Raw genomic sequence first — 22319 nt, 5'->3', positions numbered from 1 at the left:
TTTAGGTCGCAAAGGTAGTCAAACTTGTCCGTAGGGCAGGAAACGGCTTTTTTATTTTCTCGCAAGGGATGATACCCAAATAGGAAGGGAGGCATCCGAATTGTTCGGTATACCTCCCTTTATTATTATTTTAGGTGTCATAGCCGGTAGTGCATAATTATTTTAGCTTCCCATTTGCGAATTTCATTGATACTCTTTCCATTCTTTCGGTATTTGCAAGTCATAGTTGGATAGTGTAAGGTGAACGGTATCAGGGAAAAGGCTGTTGCGGAACCGGCTTTCGTAGCGTTTCAATTGAGTCGGTTGTCCAATTCCCATTGAAGCTAAATTGCTTGAGTACTGATTGGGTGGAAAATAAACAAACACTTTTTGTCGCGCCTGTGTTGCAAGCTCTATAGCCGGAATCATATCACTGTCGGCGGAAACAACGATAGCCACATTGCAAATCTTTTCATAGGCATCTGCAACAATCTGTGTCGCAATTCTCACATCCGTTTCTTTCTCTTCATACGTATGAATAATGTTCCCACACTTAAAACAGGTGATCTCTTTCTTCAGATATTTACCTAAGATTAAACGGAATTTCGGATTCTCTTTATTTGCTTGAAAGAAAGCATTCTGACGGCGACTCTGTTCCAGATCATCAGGCTTGGCTGAAAAATATTTGACTGCGATCAATTCCTGATTAGGGCGCATGAAACTTTCAAATAACTTGACTATATCAAGCCAATAGTATTTCCGCCACCGTTTGGTGGATTTCAATCCATAGTAAAAGTTGAAACCGTCAATGTAGACAATAACCTTTTGTTTTTCTTCTGTTTCCACAACTATCATAAAAGATAAGCCACCCCATTACTGAGGTGGCGAGCCTTAGTATTTTCCACCTAAGGGCGATAATCTAATGCAAACTTAAACATTTCTTTTTGTTCGGCAAAACTTTACACATGCTATGCAATTTTGCGCAAGTTTAAGAGACATGAGCAAACCTCCGATCTGTTTTGGATTCCCTCGAATGGAGCTTTTTGCTACATTTGTATGCCGATAGCCACTTGCATGCAGCAAGCAGTTATATACACGAATAGAGACTTCGGCTCCCTTGTAAAACTCTTTGATAAATGATTAAATGACAATGAATATCTACACTCAACTCCCATACTCATCCATCACCGGATCCGCTTCCCTGTATAGTTCTGTACGGTCTTGTACTCCTCGTCTCTCATACTTCCAAGAAGGCGATGCTTACCCCCATGATGAATAGCATGGAATAACGTCACTATCATACTCTAAAAGCATAAGGCACGCGCCCAATTCGGCCACGAATCGGGTGCGTGCCTCTTTTATTTCAGCTCCTACATTGGCCCTTCTCAAGCTACAATTTCTATATAAATCATTTCCGATTCATATATTTATTGAAAATAATTTATATATAAAACGAAAAAGATATATATACAAAACGAAAACACTTAATATATAGATTGCTATTCGAACTAATGAAAAAGGCTTTTCGATCTGAAAAAATCTGTTTCCCTTTCTTTTTTGTCTTGCTTTCGGCTTCCTTACGGGTGCTTATTTAGAACCATTCCAAACACTTCTTCGTTGTTGAAAACTTTTTTTGCGCGTGTTTTTGGGGGCAAAACTTATGGCTTTTGAGACCGCCGGATTGTGAACGTAATCCTTGACTTTGACGCTTTTGGGCTTATTCATTATCTTTGGCGGCTCCAATTCCTCCTTATATATAGCAAAAACTGAAAGTAAGGGGGAGTCAATTGCAGAGGTCAGACCTTGCTGTACATCAGTGAAAATACGGATGAGGTAGTTGCCCCTGTCGGTTCGCAAGGCCTTTTTGATGCTTACCGCTTCGATGGGAAAGAGTTTGTCCTCTCCGATAGCAGTTTTAATTAGATACTGTATTATTTTCGTAACAGGTAGTAAAGCGTATTGCTTCATACCGAAAGAGATACTCGTTTTTTCAATACAACATCATATAAAGAGATCAGAGAGATGGTAAGGAATCCGAAAGAAGTACTCGAACAGACCTACAGCATGGCTGCAGGCAAATATGCCAAGACATGGTATCAGATATTTTGGTTGGGCATCATGGCCGGAGCATACATTGCTATCGGAGGTTTTTTGTCCCTGTTGGTAGGCAAAGGTTTTCCCGAGATGGCCGAAGCCAATCCGGGAGTGGCCAAACTGCTGAGTGGGGCGATGTTCCCCGTCGGCTTGATTCTTGTGGTGCTCACCGGAGCCGAGTTGTTCACCAGCAATAATGCCGTACTGATTCCTGCCGCCGTCAAAGGTCGCATCCCACGTCTCTTCCCACTCAAGCTCTGGACGGTGGTCTATGTGGCCAACTTTATCGGTGCTTTCTTTTTCACCTATTTCCTTGTCCATTTGGCCGGCTTCGTCGATGCGGATCCTTGGCATAGTGCCATTGTCCATCTGTCGGAAGACAAAACCTCTCTGCCTTTTCATGTAGCATTTCTTAGAGGAATCGGTGCTAACTGGTTAGTTTGTCTGGCCGTTTGGCTGGGGCTTTCGGCTCATGACTTTACGGGCAAAATGTTCGGTATCTGGTGGCCGGTGATGGCATTCGTGGCTATGGGATTCGAACACTCCATTGCCAATATGTTCTATATTCCGCTCGGCATACTGCAAGGGGCATCCATCAGCTGGGGTAGCTTCGTAATCGACAATCTACTGCCCGTCACCATCGGAAATATTGTCGGCGGTGCACTCTTTGTGGGCTTCTTCCATGTCCATATATTCGATAGAGGAGGAAAGTAGAAAAAAGGCTTTGCTCCAAGTGACATATCAGACAACCATCTTACCTGATGTCTCAAGAGAGGATTGGCTGAAAAAAGCTGATGGCTTACCGGAGCTGTTCTCCTCCGACACGAAAACGAATCGCCCCGGATTCATCGATCAGCAGGAGTTCGAATTCGGCCGATGGTACCGATGGGCGGCAAGTCTCCCAAGATCGTTCGGCAATCTTTCGTAGCAGTCGATCGCTGTCTTCCGCACTCGGCAGTGTCCATAGCTCACGAGCCAAATTCAGACCGTCTATGATGGCATGGATGTCTTCCGAACAACCGGCCTGACGAGCCAGTTCGTGCAGGAAATCCCGATTCATCACCACCTTTTTACTGTGCGTATCCAGATAGCCTTCGGCGAGTTTCACCGCTTTGCCGAGCATGATTCCTACCGTTACCGAGCGGACGGAGGGGAAGGAGGCTACACAGCTGAGTGATTCGCCGACAAAATTGCCATACTGCACAAAGGCCTGTGGAATGAGTGCCGGATAGGCTCCTTTTACATAACGCTCACTCTTGGCTCCCGAATTGAGGACGATATGATCGGCTCCCAAGGCGGTGGCAATGCCCACTTGCTTACGGATGGCACCAACGAATGCTTCGGCCGAAAAAGGTTTCACTACTCCCGATGTTCCTATAATAGAGATGCCGTCCCGTATGCCGAGTCGGGGATTGAATGTCTGGGTGGCAGCCTCTCGGCCTTCGGGTACGCTGATCGTAATATCCACACCTCCCTGTGGATAGAGTCTGCGTACCTCTGCTGTCATCATTTGTCGTGGTACGAGGTTGATAGCCGGACCTCCGACCTCCAGACCGAGGCCGGGGAGCGTCACTACTCCTACACCTTCGCCCTGCAGGAAGCGGACTTCCTCATGTTCGGGATTGAGCCTGACCGTAGTGCATACCGCCATACCATTGGTCACGTCCGGATCATCGCCCGCGTCTTTCAGTACTGTGGCTACGACAGCATCTTCTTCCTCCCGAATTTCCGCTATAGGCAGACTGACTACTTCGCCTAAAGGCAATTCTACGGGAGCTTCGGCGAGAGAGCCGAGCCCCATCAGTCGATGCATGGCTGCTACTACTGCGGCGGTAGCTGTGGTGCCGGTAGTGAATCCGCTTCGGAGTGAAAAGAATCCCGGCACGAGGCGTTCTACCGCCCGTCTCAAACCGACAGGCCCGCCTACGGGAATGAATGAGGGAGGCAAAGCCGGGCGGATGACTGCATATATACGGATACCCACCCGTCGGGCAGCTTCGATCTTTTCTCGGAAGTAGCCACTCTCTCCGCTTTCTTTTGTGATAATGGCATCGGGGCGAACGGCTTGCATCAGCTCTTCGTCCGCATGCGGTTCGAAGAAAACGATGCGCTCCGGAGGAAAGCCGTTCTTCTCTGCCAAAGCGAGCGATTCGTCTCGCTTCAATATGCGGCAAAAGGTGGTGCGTTCTTTCCAAAATGCAGCCAGCTTGGGGATCGTATTCACCCCCGTGAGCATCAGCAGACGCTGCACTCCATCGCCAAGCATCCGTTCGGCAGCCGTATCGTAGTTTGCACACCAGACGATCCCTTCTTCGCGTGGAGGGTATTGTCTCTCGTATCTTACTACGGGGATACCTGTTCGTTCAGCGGCCTCTGCCACTGAAGTGTGCAATTCTTCGGCGAAAGGATGAGCGGCGTCCACGATCAGCCGGATCTCTTCTTTCCGACAAAACGAAACCATGTCGGCAACCGTCATGGCACCCGTCAGACGATGGCCGTGGCTGCACCGGATCTCTTGCAGATTACCTTTGGTGGAGTAGAAAAACGGACTTCCCGCTTCATCCAGCACGCGAGCTGCCGCACGGCCTTCCGTGGTACCGCCGAAGAGTAGGATCATGTGCGGAATAGGTGTTTGAATTCATCGGCATACAGCCGTGACAGCCCTTCGCGGTTGTTTATGGCTTCTCCCACGACTATCATCGTTGTCAGGGTCAGGTTGTTTCCTTTTACGATCTCCGCCAAGTTCCGGAGCGCGCCTCGGAAGATTTTTTCATCCGGCCAGGTCAGTCGATAGCAGGCCGCTACCGGCGTGTCGGGTGGATAATGCATCATCAGTTCGCGCTGTACATCGTCCACTATGCCGGCACTAAGGAAGATGCACATGGTGCTTTGGGACTGTGCCAGCAGATGGAGTTTTTCTTTCTCTGGCATGGGAGTGCGCCCTTCGCCACGGGTGAGGATAATGGTTTGTGTACGTTCGGGAATGGTAAACTGTGAGCGCAGAGCTGCAGCCGCCGCCTGGAACGAGGAGATACCCGGCGTGATATGATAGCGCATACCGTAGTGGTCGAAGAGTGCCATTTGCTCTTGGATAGCTCCGTAGATGCAGGGGTCGCCCGTATGCAGGCGTACCACTAATTTGCCTCGGCGGTAAAAGTCCGACATGATCTCGAACTGCTGTTGCAGATTCATCGCAGCCGAACTTCTGACCGTGGCACCGGCTTTGGCACAAGCAGTCAGTTCGCGAGGGACAAGGCTGCCGGCATAGAGAATCAGATCGGCCTTTTCCAAGAACTGCCTGCCCCGCACCGATACCAGATCGGGATCGCCCGGACCTGCTCCCACTATTTCGATATGGCCGGTACGGGCGGAGTCGGCTGACTGTGCTACTGCAAAGGTAAAATCGTTGCCCTCCGATAGCTGTCCTTTCTGCTTCTCTATCACAAGGCTTCCCATATCCGCTGCTTTCCGTGCCGAGGCTTCGGCTACTCCGTAGCAACCCGTAACGGCAAATACCTTTTCCGATGGGTTGGTCACTTCCACCGGCTGTAGATCCTGTCCCGTATATATATGTAGCGGTATCCCTCCGAGACGATGTACAAGATCGGCCACAAGCGGCTCTTCGGCTTTGATGTCGATCGTGGCTATCCGACCGATGGCTTCGGGAGCATAACCTGACTGCCGTATTTCGGAGAAGACGTGCTCGGCAATACCTTCGGGGGCGCATAGCCTGCGACAACCTACTCCGATCGTAAGAACAGGAGGATAGTAGCAGATCATCGGCAACCGGCTCTCCAAGTACCGGGCAGAAACAACCAAAAGGAGGTCGAACTCCGCCTGATCGACCGCTTCGAATGAGTAGAAAAGGCTGACATGAGGCGGACAAGACCTTTCCAAAAAATCTTCTCCTCGTCCCGAAGTCTCCAATACCAATGCCGTACGTGCTCCCCCCACGAAGAGCGAAATGGGACGATTCATGTCGCCTGTATTGGAAACGGCTTTCCATCCATAGGTCGAAGCCAGCGTGTCCAATGCCCAGAATCCCGTTCGGTCGCTTTGGGTGGTAACCACCGGTTCGCCACCGATAGCAGAGGCGATCAGCCGCGTCAGATCGTTAGCTCCACCCACATGACCGCTCAGGACGGAAACCACGTACCTGCCCGTGCTATCTACGTTCACCACGGCCGGATCGTGATGTTTGTCCGCCACGTAGGGAGCGATGCTCCTTATACAGATTCCCATGGCACCGATGAAAACCCAAGCATCGTATCGGGCAAAAGATTCGGCCATCAGCTCCGCAATGGAAGAGATGCAGGAAACATCCTCCGTGCAGTCGGTAAAATTCGTGCCGATGGCAAAAATCTCTTTCTCTCCCGAAAGTTCGGATGCAATGATCCGCGCCAATGCCAGACCGGCAGCGGATACACAGATTATGGCAGTATGATTCGGTTTCGACATGATTGGGTAGTGTCTATTCTTTTTTTCTTGCTTGGAGTATGTCGATAGGGTTGTTGCCGTCAGCCGTCAGTCGGACGGATGAGAGCAGCTCCATCCCGCAGGCTTCTATTCCGGTGAGGAAGAGGTGTCGACTCTCTTCCGATACAGAGTTGAATACCAGCAGGCCGCCCTTTGTCATAACGCTGTGCACCTTGGCAATCATTTCTACAAGACGGCCTCCGTGGCCACCGATAAAAACGGCATCAGGCGGAGTGAGGGAAGAGAGGTCCTCTTCCATAAAATCTCCGATCCGGTAGGCTATACCGGGTGCACCGAAGCGGCGGCTGTTCACAGACATCAGTTCGGCACCTTCGGGACGGATCTCGAATGCAGTGATATGCAAATGAGGAAAGTTCAATTTGGCTTCGATGGAAACAGATCCTGTACAAAAGCCTATATCCCAGAAGGAAGTAGCGCGGTGCAGCTCCAGACAGCTGAGAGAAACGAGCCGGAACGGCATCTTCGTAATCATCTTCGTTCGCCCATTGAGCGGCATGAAAGCACTTTCGGACAGTCCGAGCGGAGCACGACTGCAAGCGAATGGCCGAGTAGCCGAGAGTATCACGCAGTTGGGGCGTTCGAAGTCGCGAGCGGCTGCCTCCTGTAGGGAGAGCGTGTCCAAGCGTTGCTCTTTGGGGTTTCCCATCCGAGTGCCTATGGACATGGTATAGTCCTCGTAGCCATAATCGAGCATTCGCATTGCGATAGCCGAAGGGGTATGCTCGTGGTCGGTCAGAATACCGATCTTCTCCGTCCGCTCGATCAGTGCGCGGTCGAACTCATGCCACGGCCTGCCCGTAAGCGATACGATCCGCATATCGTGGTACGGCATACGAAGAGTATGGGCAAGCATCTGCAAACTGTTGAACGTAGGGTAGACCGTAACCTCGGCATCGGGCAGCCGATTCATCACCGTATTGGCAAAGCCGAAGAAGAGCGGATCCCCCGAAGCGAAAACGACTATCTCCTCAAACGCCCGATAACGGGCAAATACATCGTCCAGCGGTACTGTAATATCTATCCACTCGGCATCCGCAGGGAGTAGCTCGCGCACGATCTCATGATGCCGTTTGCCTCCGCTGAATACCTTGCCGGAAGCAATAGCCGCCATCGCTGCAGGTGGGAAAAACGGATGAGGGTCATCGCTCATCCCGAGTATGACGAATCGCTGTCGCCGTATCTGAGGAGACACTCCTCCGTAAGTAGCTTCACACATCGCGTCCCGGTCTGAGTTGTTCGGCATCGTTATAGCAGAGTATGGCATTGACCAGCGTGGCGGCCAGATTGCTACCGCCTTTGCGGCCTTCGACGATAATCTTCGGAATGGAGCGGAACGGCTTCACGGCATGTTTGGATTCCTGTACGTGGACGAATCCGACCGGTGCCGCAATGATCCCGGCCGGAGAGGCTTTGCCCCGACGGATCAGATCGGCCAGTTCCTGTAAGGCTGTGGGAGCGTTGCCGAAGGCGAAAAGAGCATCGGGGTGCTCCTCCACGGCCAGGCGTATGCCTGCCTGCGTCCGGGTGATGCTGTGACGAGCGGCCGGTTCTGCCACGCGCGGATCATGCAGATAGCATTTGGCCTCCACGCCCAGACGCTCCAGTGCCCCCTTGCGAATACCGGAGGTAACCATGGTCACATCTGTGACAATCGTGCGCAGCCGTCCGGCTTCGATCATTTCATGCAGGGAAGCCACCGCACCGGCATCCGTGTAGAGTATATTCTCCATGTCGAAGTCTGCTGTGGTATGAATGGCATGGAGCAAAGCCCACTTATGGTCTAATGGCCAGTCCTGACGGCGCAGCTCTTTCTCGATCGTGCGGAAACTCTTGATCATAATCTCCTGTCCGATGCCTTTGGCTTCGATCTCTTCTTCGGGGTAGTAGCCACGAGGGGTGATAAAGTGCCCTTCGTAGCAGTAAGACTGCGAATTGCCTACGAGTACGACGGTGAACATATCCACCACTTCGGGATCGAACTCGCCGAGAGTCGTCACCGTCGCCTGCTCTTCCTCCCGGCCTGCCTGACGGACAAGTCCGACAGGTGTATCGGCCGAACGATACTGCATGAAGATCTCTACGAAACGATAGAGCTGCCAGTATCGGCCCTCGCTCTTAGGATTGTATATAGCTGTGACGAAGTCCGCGGAGGCTGCTGCCACTATGCGCTTTTCGATGATCGGCCAGGGGGTCATCAGATCGCTCAGCGAGATCAGGCAGAGGTCGTGACCGATGGGAGCACCCAGTAGCGAAGCCGCTTTCTGAAAAGCACTGATGCCAGGCAGCACTTCGATGTCCATCTCCACGCCTTTGGCTCGTTTCATTTCGTATATAAGAGGAGCCATGCCGTAGATGCCGGCATCGCCGGAGCTGATCACGCAGACCGTCTTGCCACTGAGGGCATACCCGAACGCTTCTTCGGCACGCTGCCGCTCCTTCTTCATGCCGGTGTCCACGCAGTGGGTCTCCGGACGGAGATAAGGCGCGATAAAACGAAAATAGTATTTATAGCCGACGACTACGTCGGACCGGCCGATGGCCGACAGTACGGCAGGAGTAATATCCGATGCTCCTCCCGGGCCTATGCCGGCTACGATGATTCGTGCTCGATTCATTTTGCTGAAAGCGGATAAAGGTATTGGATGAATGGAGATAGCGAGCGAATGGTGTTCGCCTGCGCTCCCTACAAAAGTAAAGAAATAAGACATGCAGCCATAACGCCCCGACATCGATCCGATCGCACCCATGTCTGTAACCTGCTGGCATGGAAACACGAACCAAAAATGCTCCGATTGTGGCGCGCGTTTTCTCAGAAAATGGCGCGAGAAATTTTTCGTTGTGGCGCGAGAATTTTTCAGTTCCCGAACCAAAAGCGAAAAGTTTACGCGCCACGTTTTGAGGAACGACGAATACAAAAAATCCGGCGCGTAAACCGATCCCTGTATAAGCCGATGTGCCAATGTTTTGCAGTTTGAGTTCGATAGCGGAAGGAAGTAATAGCTGTATTGGATGAGGTGTCGCTTCGGATCGGCGATGGGTGGGTTGAAAGGATGAGATTCAGGGGAACGGCAAAAAAAATGTGCCATCGGATGACAGATTTCGGTTTGTTCTGCGTCTCGTAAATAAAGACCTTTGCAACGGAGGTTTTGTCCCGATTACTTAGCATGGAAGTAGAAGCATTCGCCCATAGCGTAGCCCCTTTGGCTCCTCGGCTCAAACGAGTGGCATATAGCATCCTCGACGACGAGGAAGCTGCGGCCGATGTGTCGCAAGAGGCTCTGATGCGTCTGTGGATCAACCGAGAGCGGCTGGGCGAATACGACAGCATCGAAGCAGTGGCTGTGACCACTGCTCGGCGAATAGCCTTGGATATGCTCCGCAAAGAAGGACGGATGGAACCGCTGCCGGACAATCTGCCTTTCTCCGATCATGCCCCTACGCCCCAGGGCGTACTGGAGCAGTCCGAGACCATGCGTCTGGTGGAAGCCGCCATCGAAGCGTTGCCTCCGTTGCAGCGAATGACTTTCCGGCTGAAAGAGATCGATGGCTACGAAAGCGAGGTAATCGCCCGGCTCGTGGGCGTGAAGGTCGAAGCCGTTTATACCAACTTGAGCCGTGCCCGACGTGCACTGCGTACAGCTCTGGCTCTCCAACTCAAACGATGATGAAACGAATAGGGTTCAATAGAAAAGCTATCCCGACCGAAGCGGAAATAGGCCGGTTGTTAGATAAGTACTTCGACGGGCTTACCTCCGGTGCAGAAGAGGATCGCCTCCGTCGCTACTTCGCGACGGCCCGGCTGCCCGAGCAGTGGGAGCACTTGCGCCCCCTCTTCGGTTATGTCAGTTGCAGGCGTGCCGTGGATGGACGTTTCCTTTCCGACACTCCGAAATCTACCGGTCGGAGCCTGCCGGCAAAGCACTTCCTGTGGAGTGTGGGAGGAGCTTCCGTAGCAGCGGCTATCGCTCTGACGATCGCTCTCCGATCGCCTCATGTGGCGGATCAGCCACTGCCGACTACCGGCTCCTTCGCCATGGTGAACGGCGAGCGCGTGAACGATCCCGATCTGGTACGGCAGTATGCACAGGAAGCCTTCGAAGCCGTATCCATCGATAGAGAGGAGCTGGCACAGGAGCTTTTCGACCTTTGACGGATGTACAAGCGAACACACAATCGGAATAAAACAGTATCAGCAAAAAAAGATAATGAAACAGTACAAACTATATCTGCTCACCCTGCTCCTGTGCCTGACGGCCCTTGCTTCGGCATACGGACAGAGTCCGGCGCAGCCCCATGTACAGGGGGTATTCGACCGCTACGGCCGAGCCAAAGATGTGACGATGGTAGTAATGAACAGGGAGATGTTGGTCGAATACGACATCCATCTGTACAAGAGTCTGACCATGCGCGATCCGGGCAAACGCCTGCAGAAGATACAGGATGCGGTATCCGCTGATCGAAAGTCTGCCAAAAGTATCAAGGAGGTGATAGACTCCGGTATCCTGACTTCGGGCTACTATGAATTGCCTCCGGCCAACGGTCTGAACCGATATATACTCTATCGCTACAATCCTAAACGCGGTATCACACTCATCTACATCGAGGGTAAGATCGGTTCCGAGGATCTGGTATCGCTCCTGATGCAAAACAAGAATTGATAAACAACTAACACATAAAATACAGAATCACTCATGAAAAAAGCATTTCTCTTTGGCCTCGCCGGTATCTTCTTCGTGCAGATGGCTATTGCCGGCAAGCCCGCGCAGGTTTCTCTCGACACGACTGTCCGAATCGATGACAAGGTAGTCGTCATCAACGAAACCGAGGACGACATCGACATCACGCTCTACCGCTACAATGCCGACGGCACGCGCGGACGGAGCGAACAGGTATTCAAAGGAGTGTATCTCAAAGGGCGGAGCATCGAGCAGCGTTTCCGCAATACGATCTTCGATGTACCTCTCAACCTTACGAGAAGCAGCAAGTGCACCGGCGACAAACGGATTCGTTCCATTGGGTTGGGTTCTTTCAAACTCGGATTTGTAAACCTCACGGGCTCTGCAGGCGAGCATGTCAATGCCAGCTCTTCGCTCCGCTATACGCTGGGTTTGATGAGCGTCTCGTACCGACTCAATGACTGGCTGGTGATCGCCCCCAATCTGGACATCGAGTTCAACTCCATTCACCTGAAGAACAATCATTCATTTCAGGATGTAGAGGGGCTTACCCAAGTGCTCCCGGCTGCCGAAGGAATCACTTACGACAACAGCCGACTGCACATTACCTATATGAACGTCGCCGTACCGTTTATGATGAAGAAGTGCCGCAGCTCCTTTTCTCTCTATGCCGCTCCGGTGCTGAAGTTCAAGACGGCTTCCAGCTCTAAGGTGTGGTTGCCGGACAACAAGAGTCATCAGAAACACGGTCGCGATCTGAACCTGAATCCTATCGTCCTCGAAGCCCGTGTCGGTATCAATTACAGTGCTTTCAATCTCTATGGTTCTTATACGCTTACACCCCTGTTCCGCAGCGGAAAAGGGCCTGATACACGCATGTTCGCCATCGGCTTCGGTTTTGGCTTCTAAAAACAAAAAAGCAATGAAACGTTTCTTTTTGACCACCGCTATACTGCTGTCCTCCGTGCTTGCCTCTTACGCCGACAGCCTTCCTTCGGCCGTTCGCGATACGGTGATTCGTGCCGGGGAGAAAACCATTATGATCAAGGATGGTGAGGACGATTTCGAGGTAATTATACAGGAGTCCATGCCTTCGGGAGATACGATCCGAAACGAAAAGATATTCAGAGGTGTCTATCGCAATGGTCGCAGCATCGAACAACGCTTTCGGAATACTTTGATCAATCGGCCGAACAGGGATAAGGAAATGCCCGTTTGGGGTACCTACGGTTTCGGCTCTTTCGAATGGGGTGAGTTGAAGGTCGATGACTCTCATTCCGACATAGGTCGGAGTCATTCCTACCGTGGTTCGATTCAGTTCTTCGGAGACATCTACCGTCTGAACAAGTATCTGGTGCTTACTTATGCCCTCGGTTGGGATGCCGACATTTACCGCATCACCGACTCCAAAACGCTGAAGAATATCGACGGAGTGACTACCGTAGTGGACGTGCCCGGCCGAGCCGAATGTACACTCACTGCTGCATATCTGAAAGCCATGCCGGCATTGGCATTCAATGGGGTAGGTTCTAACTTGACTGTCTATATAGCTCCTGTATTGAGAGCCAAAGTATATTCTGCTGCTACGACCGATGGCCCCGATGGCCGGCTGGAAAAGTTGAGGAGGGTCAATCTGAACACCTTCTCGGTCGAAGCCCGTGCCGGTATCAACTATCGCAACGCAGGGATTTTCTTCACCTACTCGCTGACACCGCTTTTCCGAAGCGGCAAAGGCCCCAAGCTGCATCCTTACACAATCGGTTTCTCCTTGAGCTTGTAAATACTCGCCCATATCTATTCGGACAAACCGTCTCAAAAACGGATGCGGGACAGAATAAGGTTTTTAATACCTCATCTGTCCCGCATGTTATCTATTGATACACAGGTATCCAATAAAAATAGATCGAAAGCTCTACGCTTTTCGGACACCGATCATACCGGAATGATCAAAACGCACTCATCATCCTGCCCTGATAACGAAAGGGCCGTACCGCGTGAAAGAATCCCACAAGTACAGCCCTTTTTCGTCGTTTCTATGTTTTTAGATAGTTTTTCTCATTATCATTTTTATTCGCTTTTACTTTGTCTTGATTGTGTCTTAGTAGAATCTTGTCCTGGAGAGCTAAGTGTATCTCCAATTATTTTGAGCACTGCTCCTGCTATCTTTACAATGGTCGCTTTGGTTTCTTGTTTCATGAAAATTCGATTGCTTTTATTTTGTTTTCTTCTCTTCTTTCTTTTTCCCGAAATATTTTCTTGCTGCTCCCCAAATATCAGGAGCTTTTTCTATGAGAATTGGAATAGCTATTTTAGCTGCAGTTTTTCCAGCGGATATTAATGTCTTGGGATTCATTTTTATGCTTATTATTTGTTTAGTGGCTTGATTTTTAACCTATTATCTCCACATCGAGGTCTACGGTGTTCAGCGCACCGGCTCGTTTGAGGTCTACTCCGTAGATACGCATGAAGGCATCAGCTACCATCTGTCCGCCATTGGTGGTTAGGGGATTGTAGAAGTATTTGCTTAGCACTTCGACGCTCATACCGGCTTCGAGCAGTATGCCATTGGAGTTTTTTCTGCGTCTGACCGAAATTTTATAGAGCGGCATGATGATTGTCCTTCATTGAAAGAATAGACTCAAATACAATCTATTTACTTGTAAGTAACTTTTACAATAGTCTTTCCTTCACTACCTATTCCCGTTTTGATGTTTACACCTTTTATCGGCACATCGAGATGCAATCCTGTGCGATCCTCCATAATGATTTCCATTTCTTTTACTCCGTTCAATTTTCCTTGTTTGATAAGTTCTTCCGCGGTTTGTTTCTGCTTTTTTCTGCTTGGATTGAATTTGGCCAAAATGTATAGTAACACAGCCGTGAGAGTAATTAACTGAAAGTCTTGGATCGCAATTTTGTATCCCTCTTTATTCGTCAAATCATATTTTTTCATCAGATAATTTTTCATGAGATAATCGGATTGTTATTTCTTATTGATTTTATTCTTTACTGATAATGGGTAGGGATCACTCCCCCGAAGTCCATGGCCGGGCTTCGAGGGAGTGGTGGTACGGACATCAGAGGCCGCCGCCTCCGCTGTCTTGTTCGCCGCCGCCTTCGCTCGGAGTGGAGGGAGAGGTGGTGTCATCTACTTTCTGACCGTTGCGATAGACGGCGAAGCGGATGTTCTCGGCTACGGCCGAGAGCGTGCGATTGATGTAAAACTGTATTTTGGGCTTTTTGAGGATGGAGGCATTGACCTCTTTCTCCGTCTCCACGTACTTGGAGGGAACGGCCACGCGGAAGGTGCCGATCTGTCCGAGCTTGACGGTATTACCCTCGGTGAGTTCGCGCTGGAGGTAGTAGGCGAGTCGGTCGATGGCATTGCGCACATCGCCTGTGGTCAGGGAGGACATCTCTGCAATGTCTTTGATGACGTCCTCGTACTCGATTACTCGGGGTTTGTCCACTTGGGCATAGTACATGGTCTTGCCTTTGTGCTTGCCGATCTTCATGATCTGGCTCTTGACTGATAAGTTCAGCATAGGAATAATTGTTAAAGGATTAATATGATAATGAAATGTTGTCAGTCGAAGAAGACCCCCGAGGGATCCCTCCCGAGACCCCTGAGGAGTCTCCTATGGGATCTCTAAGGAGTATCTGGTGGGACCCCTTAGGGGTCTCAGGAGGGATCCCTGAGGGGTCTTGGAGGAGATCCCTCAGGGGTGTGCATCCCGAAAGAAAGGAGAAGGGGTATGAGGTATGCCGCAAGACTTCCCGATGGAGACCTTGCAAAGGTTGTAACAGACTGTTTGTCAGTTGTTTACAAATGTAAAATGGGGGGGGGGGGGGTAAAATGCCTTTATTCGGCACTCCGACGGCCGCTACGGGGCTATCGTCAGTAGTAAGGATTTGAGGGGATTTCAAACGGAAAAAGCGCAGGGAGCGACTTGGTATGCAGTCGCCCACGAAGGTGGTTTTCTTTGCTTTTATGTCCCGATACATGGTTCCCGATAAATGTGATTGAGAGAGCACCAAAGGTAGAAAATATATTCATACGATTGAGTTCTTTTCGGTCTTTTTTTGTGTAAAGTGGGAGTATCGGCTCTTTTGGATTGTGAAAAAACATGGGCACTCGCATACAAGCCGGTCTTTATATTATAGAAATGCTTGTAGCGCGCAATGGATAAAAGAGGGGCATGAGGCTTCATGCCGGTTTTCTACAAGAGCTTCAGGGCGATGGCGGCACAGGCTTCTGCATCTGCCAGGGCTTGGTGGTGTTGTGCCAATATATATCCGCAGCATTGGGCTACGGTGGGCAGACGATGATCGCTGAGGTGTCGCAGTTGGCGGCGTGCTGCTTGGAGCGTGCAGAAGAACGGGTAGTCGGGGTAGTCCATTCGGTACATCCTGAATACCGCCTTGAGGCAACCTTCGTCGAACGGCTTGTTGTGTGCCACGAGCGGAAGCCCTGCGATCAGAGGCTCCACCTCGGCCCACACGTCCGGAAAGATCCGTGCCGACTCGGTGTCGGCAGCGGTCAGTCCGTGTACGCGTGTATTGTGGTAATTGTAATAGTCCGGTTCGGGGCGAATCAGGCTGTAATAACGGTGTACGATCTCGCCACCTCGTACAACGATGATGCCCACGCTGCAGACGCTCGTCCGCTCGGCATTGGCCGTCTCGAAGTCTATGGCAGCAAAGTCCAGCATCGCTTACTTCTGCAAGGCTTCGTTCATCGTCTCGATGATCTTGACGATATTGCCGGTGAAGAACTTCACCGAGATGGCAAGCAGAATGACACCGAAGAATTTGCGCAGGATGTATATACCGCCCTTGCCGAAGAAACGCTCCAGCTGGTTTACGAAACGGAGCATCAGGTAGATCATAGCCACGTTGATCAGGATGGCAATGGCGATGTTGGTCATCGCTATACCATCGGCACGCAGCGTGAGGATGGTGGTAAACGTTGCCGCACCGGCAAAGAGAGGAAATACCAGCGGCACGATGGTGGCACTGCCGGCAGGCCCGTCGTCCTTGAATATCTGCACGCCGAATATCATCTCCACGGCCATTACGAAGAGGACGATAGCCCCTGCTACAGCGAAGGAAGAGACGTCCACGCCGAAGAAGTTCAGCATAGGCTCTCCGATGAAGAGGAAAGCGAGCATCATGACGCAGGAGAAAGTGGTGGCCTTGCCGCTATGGAAGGACTGGCCTCTGTCCTTGAGGCTAAGCACCACGGGAATAGCACCGATAATATCGATTGCCACGAATAGAATCACGAAGGAGCCTATGATCTCTTTCAGGTCGATAAGGCTCAAGTCCTGTAACACTTTGTCTAAAAAATCCATCGTTTCTAATTTGTTTAAGTAGTTAAGGTTCGAAGGTCAGGTTGGTTGTCACGATCTTGACAGTCGCAAAATTAACGTTTTTCACCCTATCGAAAGATAACCATCGGCGAAAAAGATACTGCCGGCACAGTATCGCGAAGGATGACTGTACCGGCAGCAAACACCGAGTAATGGTGTGGAGGATCAGAGGCGGCGGATCACCTGCATCATCTGCTCGCCCAGACCGATCGTATAGCCCTGACGGACGAATACGACCCGACCGAACGAATCGGCGATAATGACGATCGGCAGGTTGGTCGCATTAGGCAGGTTCGCAGCCTCCCGTATCATGGCAGCATTGCGGCCTTGTATATCGAGTCCGAATACGGCTGTCTCAGGCAGGGAGGGGAAGTCTGCCGGTTTGTAGCGTTTATATCCGTCGGCATCGGGGAAGAGGAGGATCAGCTTGCGTCCCCACTGCTCGAAGTCGGCTTTCACCTTCTCCAAGTCTTTCAGGGCGTGGTTGGTAGGCTCCTGACCGGCTCCGAGTATGGCCATCGCGAAGTAGCCGCGTCCTGTGGTAGAGAGGAGCGAGCGGTCTTCCGCATGGGAGAGATCGTGATAGAGCTGTTCGGCATTGATGGAGCCGATCACCTGAATGTCAGTCGAGTCGTGTAGCAGTTCGAGTGGCTGGCGAGCAGTCTTGCCGGCTTCTACCGTGAACTTCCTCATGCGGCACAATACGCTACCGCTGGCCATACGCGTACCGGTAACGAGGAAGTAATGACCTGCATTCATCTCCTTGGGGCGGTCGAAGAGCGTCTTCAGGTCTGTCGGCTCGTTTTCATCATAATAGAGCGTGCGGATGATACCCGAGGGTTGCATCTCGGCCACTGTGAAGCGGCTGTAGTAGTTGGGGTTGGGAGCCAGTGCTGTCGGCGTATAATCCAGTGCGAGCGAACCTTGCTCCTTGAGGGCCGTCTTGCTCTCACGCAGATTCACGTCGCTCCAACGCAGCGGCATCAGCTGCTTGCTGTATTGGATCTTGCCCGTCACCTCGTCGTACCGGGCCGGTATGCCGAGTGTGCGTGCCATGGCTACGAAGAAGATCCCCATCGAGCGGAGGTCTGCTCGTTTGGCTCGCCATACACCGGCCGGAGTGATGGTGGTGTACTGCGTATTGTAGAGGGTATCCAGACGGATGTTCGAGCTTACCCAGCGAACCAGTTCGGCCGGATCTTGGCGCATGGCTTCCTGCTCCTCTGTGGAGAGGATGCCGCGAAGTGCAGGGACGAATGAGCTGAGCATCTCCGTATAGATACGAGGCGATGCCACATAGCGCAGGTGGTGCCGGTACGCTTCGCCGCTTGCCGCTTCGGGAGCCGGCTCGGCCATGTCGCGGAAGAGTGCTTTGAGGAGCGACTCCGGCGTGTCGGTCAGGTCCTTGGGCGAAACGGTCTGTAGCAGATCCATTGCTCTTTGGCGTGCTTTTCCGGCTTCTATGGAGCGCAAGAAACCTTCGATGTCGGCATGGTTGCCGCGGCTCGTTTGCAAGATGCCTGTCAGTGCAGATGCATCCACACCCAACTCGGCAGACAGTGCTGCGGACTGCTCGGCTGTGGCGAATGTGGCTTCGTAGGCTGCGCGAATGGAATCCTCACGCAGGAGACGGGCATCGTTCGTGCTGATCTGCTGCGGAGAGCAGGTCGTGGGGATGGGATCCCCTTCAGGTGGCACGATTTTGAAATCGGCCCATTCGGGCTGTGCTTCGAAGCTGTCCAGTGCGATGGTCAGCGGTTTGCGATCGTCGGCCTTGGACAGGGCATAACCGAAGAGTCCGTCCTTGGCAGCCCAGATGAACATGTCGCCTTTGCCTACGCGCAGGGAAGCCTGCCCTTGGGCATCGGATTGCTTCGTCACCACGGGATAGAACTCCGAATAGTTATAGATGCAGAAACGAATATCGGCCCCTTCCACCACGGCACCGGAGCGGTCGGTGACTTTGACTTCGATCATTTCCGTCGGGGCATAGTTGTCGATACAGTTGATCTCCGTGTAGTTGGCCGTGCGGAGCAATTTCTCCTCCGGACCTTCGTAACGGCCGAAGACTCGCGTATGCGTTAGCATGGCGCGGACAACGGAGCTGTTGAACCAAGCATCGTTCAGCTCGGCTGCCGGTTCGCAGGCTCCGATGAAGTACCATTTGCCGTCTACCCATACCTCCACCCATGCGTGGTTGTCGTCCGTATGTGCCCAACGCGGCGTATAAACCTGTCTGGCCGGAATACCTACCGATCGCAGGGCAGCCACCGTGAAAGTGGATTCCTCTCCGCAGCGTCCGAGGGCATTCTTCACCGTTGCAAGCGGAGAGCGAGTACGCGGGTCGCTGGGGCTGTAGGTAGCCTTCTCGTGGCACCAGTGGTTCACCTCCAGAGCGGCCTCCTTCATGCTCATACCTTTCACTCGCTCTTTCAGTTCGGCATAGAACACCATGCGGCTGCTGTCGAGGTTCTCATTGTTCACGCGTATAGGCAGCACGAAGTGGCGGAAGAGCAGTTCGGGCACTTCCTTACCCCACGACATTTCCTCCCTTGCGCGGAAGCTCTCGCGTACATTCTGCAAGTAGAAGTCGCCCGAGTAGTCCACGATGTCCGGCAGTGTCATGTAGGCATACAGGAACTCCAGTGCTTCGCGCTCTTCGGTACGGAGCGAATCGCGCTCCAGCACTTCGAAGAGATTGCCTTCGGATAGAGCTTCTCGTTTTACTCTCAGATCTTCCTGCACCTGTTTGCGGAAGTCTGCATCGGTGATAAAATGGGTGTCGCTCCCCTTGCATCCTGTGAGCATGAGGGCGACGATCGCAAGTATCCCGATGCGGAATAGTTTGTTCTCTTTCATATTACTTATATGTTTTTGGAAATTGTAGCTCTCCTTGGCATGTATTCTCTCCGATCTTTCTATTCTCTTCCTTTGGAAAATAGATGGCGAAAGGCTTCCTCCACCTTTCTGACCGGCACGAGTCGAATACCGAAGCGACCGGCATCCTCCTGCCGGAAGTTATCGGCCGGCACCAATATCTCTTTGAACCCTATGCGCCGTGCTTCCGTAATGCGCTGTTCGATGCGACTCACGGGCCGTATCTCTCCGGAGAGTCCGACCTCGCCCGTCATGCATACGGCCGGTGGGATAACGATGTCCAGACTCGATGCCAACACCGCTGAGATGACGGCCAGATCGGTAGCCGGATCCGCTATTTTGATACCTCCGGCAATGTTCAGAAACACATCTTTCTGTATGAGCTTGAAGCCGGCACGTTTCTCCAGTACGGCTAAGAGCATATTCATCCGCCGAATGTCGAAGCCCGTGGCCGAACGCTGCGGATTGGCATAAATGGCCGAGCTGACCAAAGCCTGCGCCTCGATGAGTATCGGGCGAATGCCCTCCATCGCTACGGCTATGGCTATGCCGCTGAGGTCTTCCCTGTTGCGTGTGATGAGGTGCTCGCTCGGATTCTCCACGCCACGCAGACCGTCTTGCCGCATCTCGTATATCCCCAGCTCGGAAGTGCTGCCATAGCGGTTCTTTTGTCCCCGAAGTATCCGGTAGAGATGATGCTTGTCCCCATCGAAAAGGAGCACCGTATCCACTATATGCTCCAGCACCTTCGGTCCGGCTATGCTACCTTCTTTGGTGATGTGTCCGATGACGATAACGGGGATACCCGTAGTCTTGCAGTATTTGAGTAGCAAGGCAGCACATTCGCGGATCTGCCCCACGCTGCCGGCCGAGCTTTCCATTTCCTCGGTATAGACCGTCTGTATAGAGTCTATCACGAGGAGATCGGGTGTGAGTTCTTCTGCACGGGAGAGTATCCTCTCTATATTCGTTTCGCAGTATACGTAGCACTCATTCATGGCTTGCCCCAGTCGTTCGGCGCGCATCTTCAGCTGTCGGGCACTTTCTTCGCCCGACACATAGAGCGTGCGCAACCGGGGCAGACGCAGCACCGTCTGGAGGATAAGCGTGGACTTGCCGATCCCCGGCTCACCGCCAAGCAGGACAAATGCTCCCTTGACGATTCCTCCTCCCAATACGCGGTCGAACTCCTCATCGCCGAGGCGGATGCGCTCTTCATCGCCGGACTGCACGTCCTGTAAGAGTCTTGGCCGGTTGTCCTGCTCCCGTGGCATGAAGCTCTTGGCTGCATGCTTGCCCGATACAGGTGCCGACACCTTTTCCTCGTCGATGCAGTTCCATTCTCCACAGGCATTGCAGTTGCCTTGCCATTTGGCGTATTTGGTTCCGCACGAACGGCAGACGTAGATCGTTTTCTCCTTAGCCATGCTTCAGTTGCTGTCGTAGGGTGTGCTATATAGAGAAGAGGTCGATTTATTCGCGCACCAGTGGCATCGTGGAGCAGCGGAGCAGTCCGCCCTGCTTGGAGATCTCCGCGTAGGGCACTTCCTCTACGGTCATCCCCCATGCCTCACGCAGGTGGTTGTTCAGACGGACGAAGTTCCGTTCGCTTATTACTGTGTCGGGACTGATGGAGAATATATTGGTATTCATCATATAGGCTTCTTCGGGCGTAATCTCGAACAGGTTGTCCCGGCCGCCGAATATCTCCGTGATCAGACCGAAGCTCTCAGGGTGCAGGAATCCTTGCCGATAGACTATGGCACGGCCACGACCTATGGGCTGGAAGGCGCAGTCGAGGTGGAGCACCGAGCGCATAGGATCGGTGTCGTGCTTGATCAGCTCTATCGGTATGATGGTTTTGTGAGGAAAAAATTCGCGGAAGAAGTCCACAGCCCGTGCATTGGTTCGGGCCGTCTTGAAGGAAGGATAATCCTTCTGAAGGTAGGTGCCTATGAAAAGAATATCATCATATAGCAGGATGTCTCCTCCTTCGGCATGAATATCTTCGCTAAGGCGTACCAGATGGCTCTCCCCGACGCAATCCCAAATAGGCGAAAAGGCTTCGGACTCACGGGCACGATCGGCTATCAGGTTCGAGACGAAGAGTTTGTCATCGATGGTAAAAGCCACATCGCGGGCAAATATCTGGTTGTAGTTTTCTATCGGCTCGGGACGGAGCACCTCTATGCCTTGACGTACCAATACATCGAGTACGGCATCCATCTCTATCTTGATATTCTCGTCCGAAGGATAAGTGCCCCGTAGCACGGATTCATAGCTCTTGGCATCGTAAGTATCGGCGAGAGCAGGTGCTCCGCCGGTCGAATCCGGCAACCCCAGTACGACGGTGCGCAAGGGAGCCGTTTCGTTGGTAACGTGTGGTAGTATCTTCATTATTAGGATTGCCTGCAAGGATTAAAAAGGTCAGGCTTCCGACAAAGATAATAAAGAGAACAGAGTATTCCGCGCCGGAATTGCTAATAAACTCGAATCCGGCTATACTATCGGGCATAGACTTTTTTCTCCTAAAGGTCGACCTAAAACGATTGGAACGACTTCTTTCGGTCGGAAAATTATGAACCAAAAATGCTCCGATTATGGCGCGTGTTTCCTGCAAAAGTGGCGCAGGAATTTTTTCGCTGCGGCGCGTAAAAATTTTACTTCCCGAACCAAAACGAAAATTTTCTCGCGCCACGTTTTTGGGAGCCATATCCCTGTTTTTTCCCGAACGACATAGAGAAAAGCTGTATACCTGCCATCGGTAACTACAGACACACGGCGGACACCTCGGCGTGTAGACCAAAAATGCCTACCTTTGGGG

General features: G+C 52.0%; 24 protein-coding genes and 1 pseudogene. 8 read left to right on the top strand and 17 right to left on the bottom strand.

The genetic code is table 11. The features are described from left to right. Positions 1-183: 183 nt before the first annotated feature. Positions 184-834, bottom strand: a complete 651-nt coding sequence (locus tag F452_RS0104750; protein ID WP_018965094.1) for an NYN domain-containing protein — start codon at positions 832-834, stop codon at positions 184-186. Between the two features lie 732 nt (positions 835-1566). After that, the gene (locus F452_RS0104745) at positions 1567-1947 is read right to left on the bottom strand and encodes a hypothetical protein (protein ID WP_018965093.1); all 381 of its coding nucleotides are present in this window, start codon (positions 1945-1947) and stop codon (positions 1567-1569) included. 54 nt (positions 1948-2001) lie between these two features. On the opposite strand from F452_RS0104745, the gene F452_RS0104740 reads away from it, so the two are divergent. Next, positions 2002-2787: a formate/nitrite transporter family protein gene (locus F452_RS0104740; RefSeq protein ID WP_026292193.1), complete on the top strand. Its 786-nt coding sequence runs from the start codon at positions 2002-2004 to the stop codon at positions 2785-2787. Positions 2788-2872: 85 nt separating this feature from the next. On the opposite strand, the gene cbiD is transcribed toward F452_RS0104740, so the two are convergent. The 4 genes from cbiD to cobJ are packed head-to-tail and all read right to left on the bottom strand — an operon-like array spanning position 2873 to position 9185. Next, on the bottom strand, positions 2873-4690 hold the full coding sequence (gene cbiD, locus F452_RS0104735; protein ID WP_018965091.1) for a cobalt-precorrin-5B (C(1))-methyltransferase CbiD: 1818 nt from the start codon (positions 4688-4690) through the stop codon (positions 2873-2875). After that, the gene (cobM, locus tag F452_RS0104730; protein WP_018965090.1) at positions 4687-6531 is read right to left on the bottom strand and encodes a precorrin-4 C(11)-methyltransferase; all 1845 of its coding nucleotides are present in this window, start codon (positions 6529-6531) and stop codon (positions 4687-4689) included. The genes cbiD and cobM overlap by 4 nt, the downstream gene beginning before the upstream one ends. Before the next feature lie 13 nt (positions 6532-6544). Further along, positions 6545-7786, bottom strand: coding sequence for a bifunctional cobalt-precorrin-7 (C(5))-methyltransferase/cobalt-precorrin-6B (C(15))-methyltransferase (locus F452_RS0104725; protein ID WP_026292192.1), 1242 nt, complete (start codon positions 7784-7786; stop codon positions 6545-6547). Further along, entirely contained in the window at positions 7779-9185 is a 1407-nt protein-coding gene (cobJ, locus tag F452_RS0104720) for a precorrin-3B C(17)-methyltransferase (RefSeq protein WP_026292191.1), read from the bottom strand. Before cobJ ends, F452_RS0104725 begins: the two co-directional genes overlap by 8 nt. 223 nt (positions 9186-9408) lie before the next feature. Here cobJ and F452_RS13295 point away from each other — a divergent pair, with 223 nt between their 5' ends. The 6 genes from F452_RS13295 to F452_RS0104695 all read left to right on the top strand — a co-directional run bounded on the left by F452_RS13295 (position 9409) and on the right by F452_RS0104695 (position 13026). After that, positions 9409-9501, top strand: a complete 93-nt coding sequence (locus F452_RS13295; RefSeq protein ID WP_161781409.1) for a DUF1661 domain-containing protein — start codon at positions 9409-9411, stop codon at positions 9499-9501. 233 nt (positions 9502-9734) lie between these two features. Next, positions 9735-10235 (top strand): RNA polymerase sigma factor, encoded by a 501-nt coding sequence (locus F452_RS0104715; RefSeq protein WP_018965087.1) that lies wholly within the window; start codon positions 9735-9737, stop codon positions 10233-10235. Then, entirely contained in the window at positions 10232-10720 is a 489-nt protein-coding gene (locus tag F452_RS0104710) for a hypothetical protein (RefSeq protein WP_018965086.1), read from the top strand. Before F452_RS0104715 ends, F452_RS0104710 begins: the two co-directional genes overlap by 4 nt. A 55-nt stretch (positions 10721-10775) precedes the next feature. Continuing rightward, positions 10776-11228 carry a DUF6108 family protein gene (locus F452_RS0104705; RefSeq protein WP_018965085.1) on the top strand — a complete coding sequence of 151 codons (453 nt, stop codon included), beginning with the start codon at positions 10776-10778 and terminating at the stop codon, positions 11226-11228. Between the two features lie 33 nt (positions 11229-11261). Beyond that, on the top strand, positions 11262-12155 hold the full coding sequence (locus F452_RS0104700; RefSeq protein WP_018965084.1) for a hypothetical protein: 894 nt from the start codon (positions 11262-11264) through the stop codon (positions 12153-12155). A gap of 13 nt (positions 12156-12168) precedes the next feature. Then, positions 12169-13026 carry a hypothetical protein gene (locus tag F452_RS0104695; protein WP_018965083.1) on the top strand — a complete coding sequence of 286 codons (858 nt, stop codon included), beginning with the start codon at positions 12169-12171 and terminating at the stop codon, positions 13024-13026. Between the two features lie 287 nt (positions 13027-13313). Here the strand turns inward: F452_RS0104695 and F452_RS13020 are convergent, their stop codons facing one another. The 11 genes from F452_RS13020 to F452_RS11955 form a co-directional block, all read right to left on the bottom strand. Next, entirely contained in the window at positions 13314-13442 is a 129-nt protein-coding gene (locus tag F452_RS13020) for a hypothetical protein (RefSeq protein ID WP_262497942.1), read from the bottom strand. 16 nt (positions 13443-13458) lie between these two features. Then, on the bottom strand, positions 13459-13599 hold the full coding sequence (locus F452_RS11960; RefSeq protein ID WP_155259038.1) for a hypothetical protein: 141 nt from the start codon (positions 13597-13599) through the stop codon (positions 13459-13461). Between the two features lie 34 nt (positions 13600-13633). Further along, positions 13634-13855: a DUF6140 family protein gene (locus F452_RS0104685; protein WP_018965082.1), complete on the bottom strand. Its 222-nt coding sequence runs from the start codon at positions 13853-13855 to the stop codon at positions 13634-13636. A 44-nt stretch (positions 13856-13899) separates the two neighbouring features. Continuing rightward, a complete protein-coding gene (locus tag F452_RS0104680; RefSeq protein WP_018965081.1) occupies positions 13900-14214 on the bottom strand; it encodes a hypothetical protein in 315 nt (104 codons plus the stop codon). 109 nt (positions 14215-14323) lie between these two features. Further along, on the bottom strand, positions 14324-14791 hold the full coding sequence (locus F452_RS0104675) for an HU family DNA-binding protein (protein ID WP_018965080.1): 468 nt from the start codon (positions 14789-14791) through the stop codon (positions 14324-14326). A 675-nt stretch (positions 14792-15466) separates the two neighbouring features. After that, positions 15467-15958, bottom strand: a complete 492-nt coding sequence (locus F452_RS0104670) for a 3'-5' exonuclease (protein WP_013815458.1) — start codon at positions 15956-15958, stop codon at positions 15467-15469. Positions 15959-15961: 3 nt separating this feature from the next. Beyond that, on the bottom strand, positions 15962-16600 hold the full coding sequence (locus F452_RS0104665; RefSeq protein WP_018965079.1) for a MarC family protein: 639 nt from the start codon (positions 16598-16600) through the stop codon (positions 15962-15964). Between the two features lie 183 nt (positions 16601-16783). After that, positions 16784-19477, bottom strand: coding sequence for a transglutaminase domain-containing protein (locus F452_RS0104660; RefSeq protein WP_018965078.1), 2694 nt, complete (start codon positions 19475-19477; stop codon positions 16784-16786). Between the two features lie 59 nt (positions 19478-19536). After that, positions 19537-20922, bottom strand: coding sequence for a DNA repair protein RadA (radA, locus tag F452_RS0104655; RefSeq protein ID WP_018965077.1), 1386 nt, complete (start codon positions 20920-20922; stop codon positions 19537-19539). A 46-nt stretch (positions 20923-20968) separates the two neighbouring features. Beyond that, positions 20969-21892, bottom strand: coding sequence for an arginine deiminase family protein (locus F452_RS0104650; protein WP_018965076.1), 924 nt, complete (start codon positions 21890-21892; stop codon positions 20969-20971). A gap of 201 nt (positions 21893-22093) precedes the next feature. Then, a complete protein-coding gene (locus tag F452_RS11955) occupies positions 22094-22171 on the bottom strand; it encodes a DUF1661 domain-containing protein (RefSeq protein ID WP_152567053.1) in 78 nt (25 codons plus the stop codon). On the opposite strand from F452_RS11955, the pseudogene F452_RS13290 reads away from it, so the two are divergent. Further along, positions 22170-22235: pseudogene (locus F452_RS13290) on the top strand (hypothetical protein); the annotation flags it as partial. The gene F452_RS11955 and the pseudogene F452_RS13290 overlap by 2 nt on opposite strands. Positions 22236-22319: the final 84 nt, after the last annotated feature.

This window comes from Porphyromonas gulae DSM 15663 (assembly GCF_000378065.1).
Taxonomy (GTDB): Bacteria; Bacteroidota; Bacteroidia; order Bacteroidales; family Porphyromonadaceae; genus Porphyromonas; species Porphyromonas gulae.
Note: the sequence above shows the minus strand (reverse complement) of the source record. Positions and strands in the feature narration are given on the sequence as shown.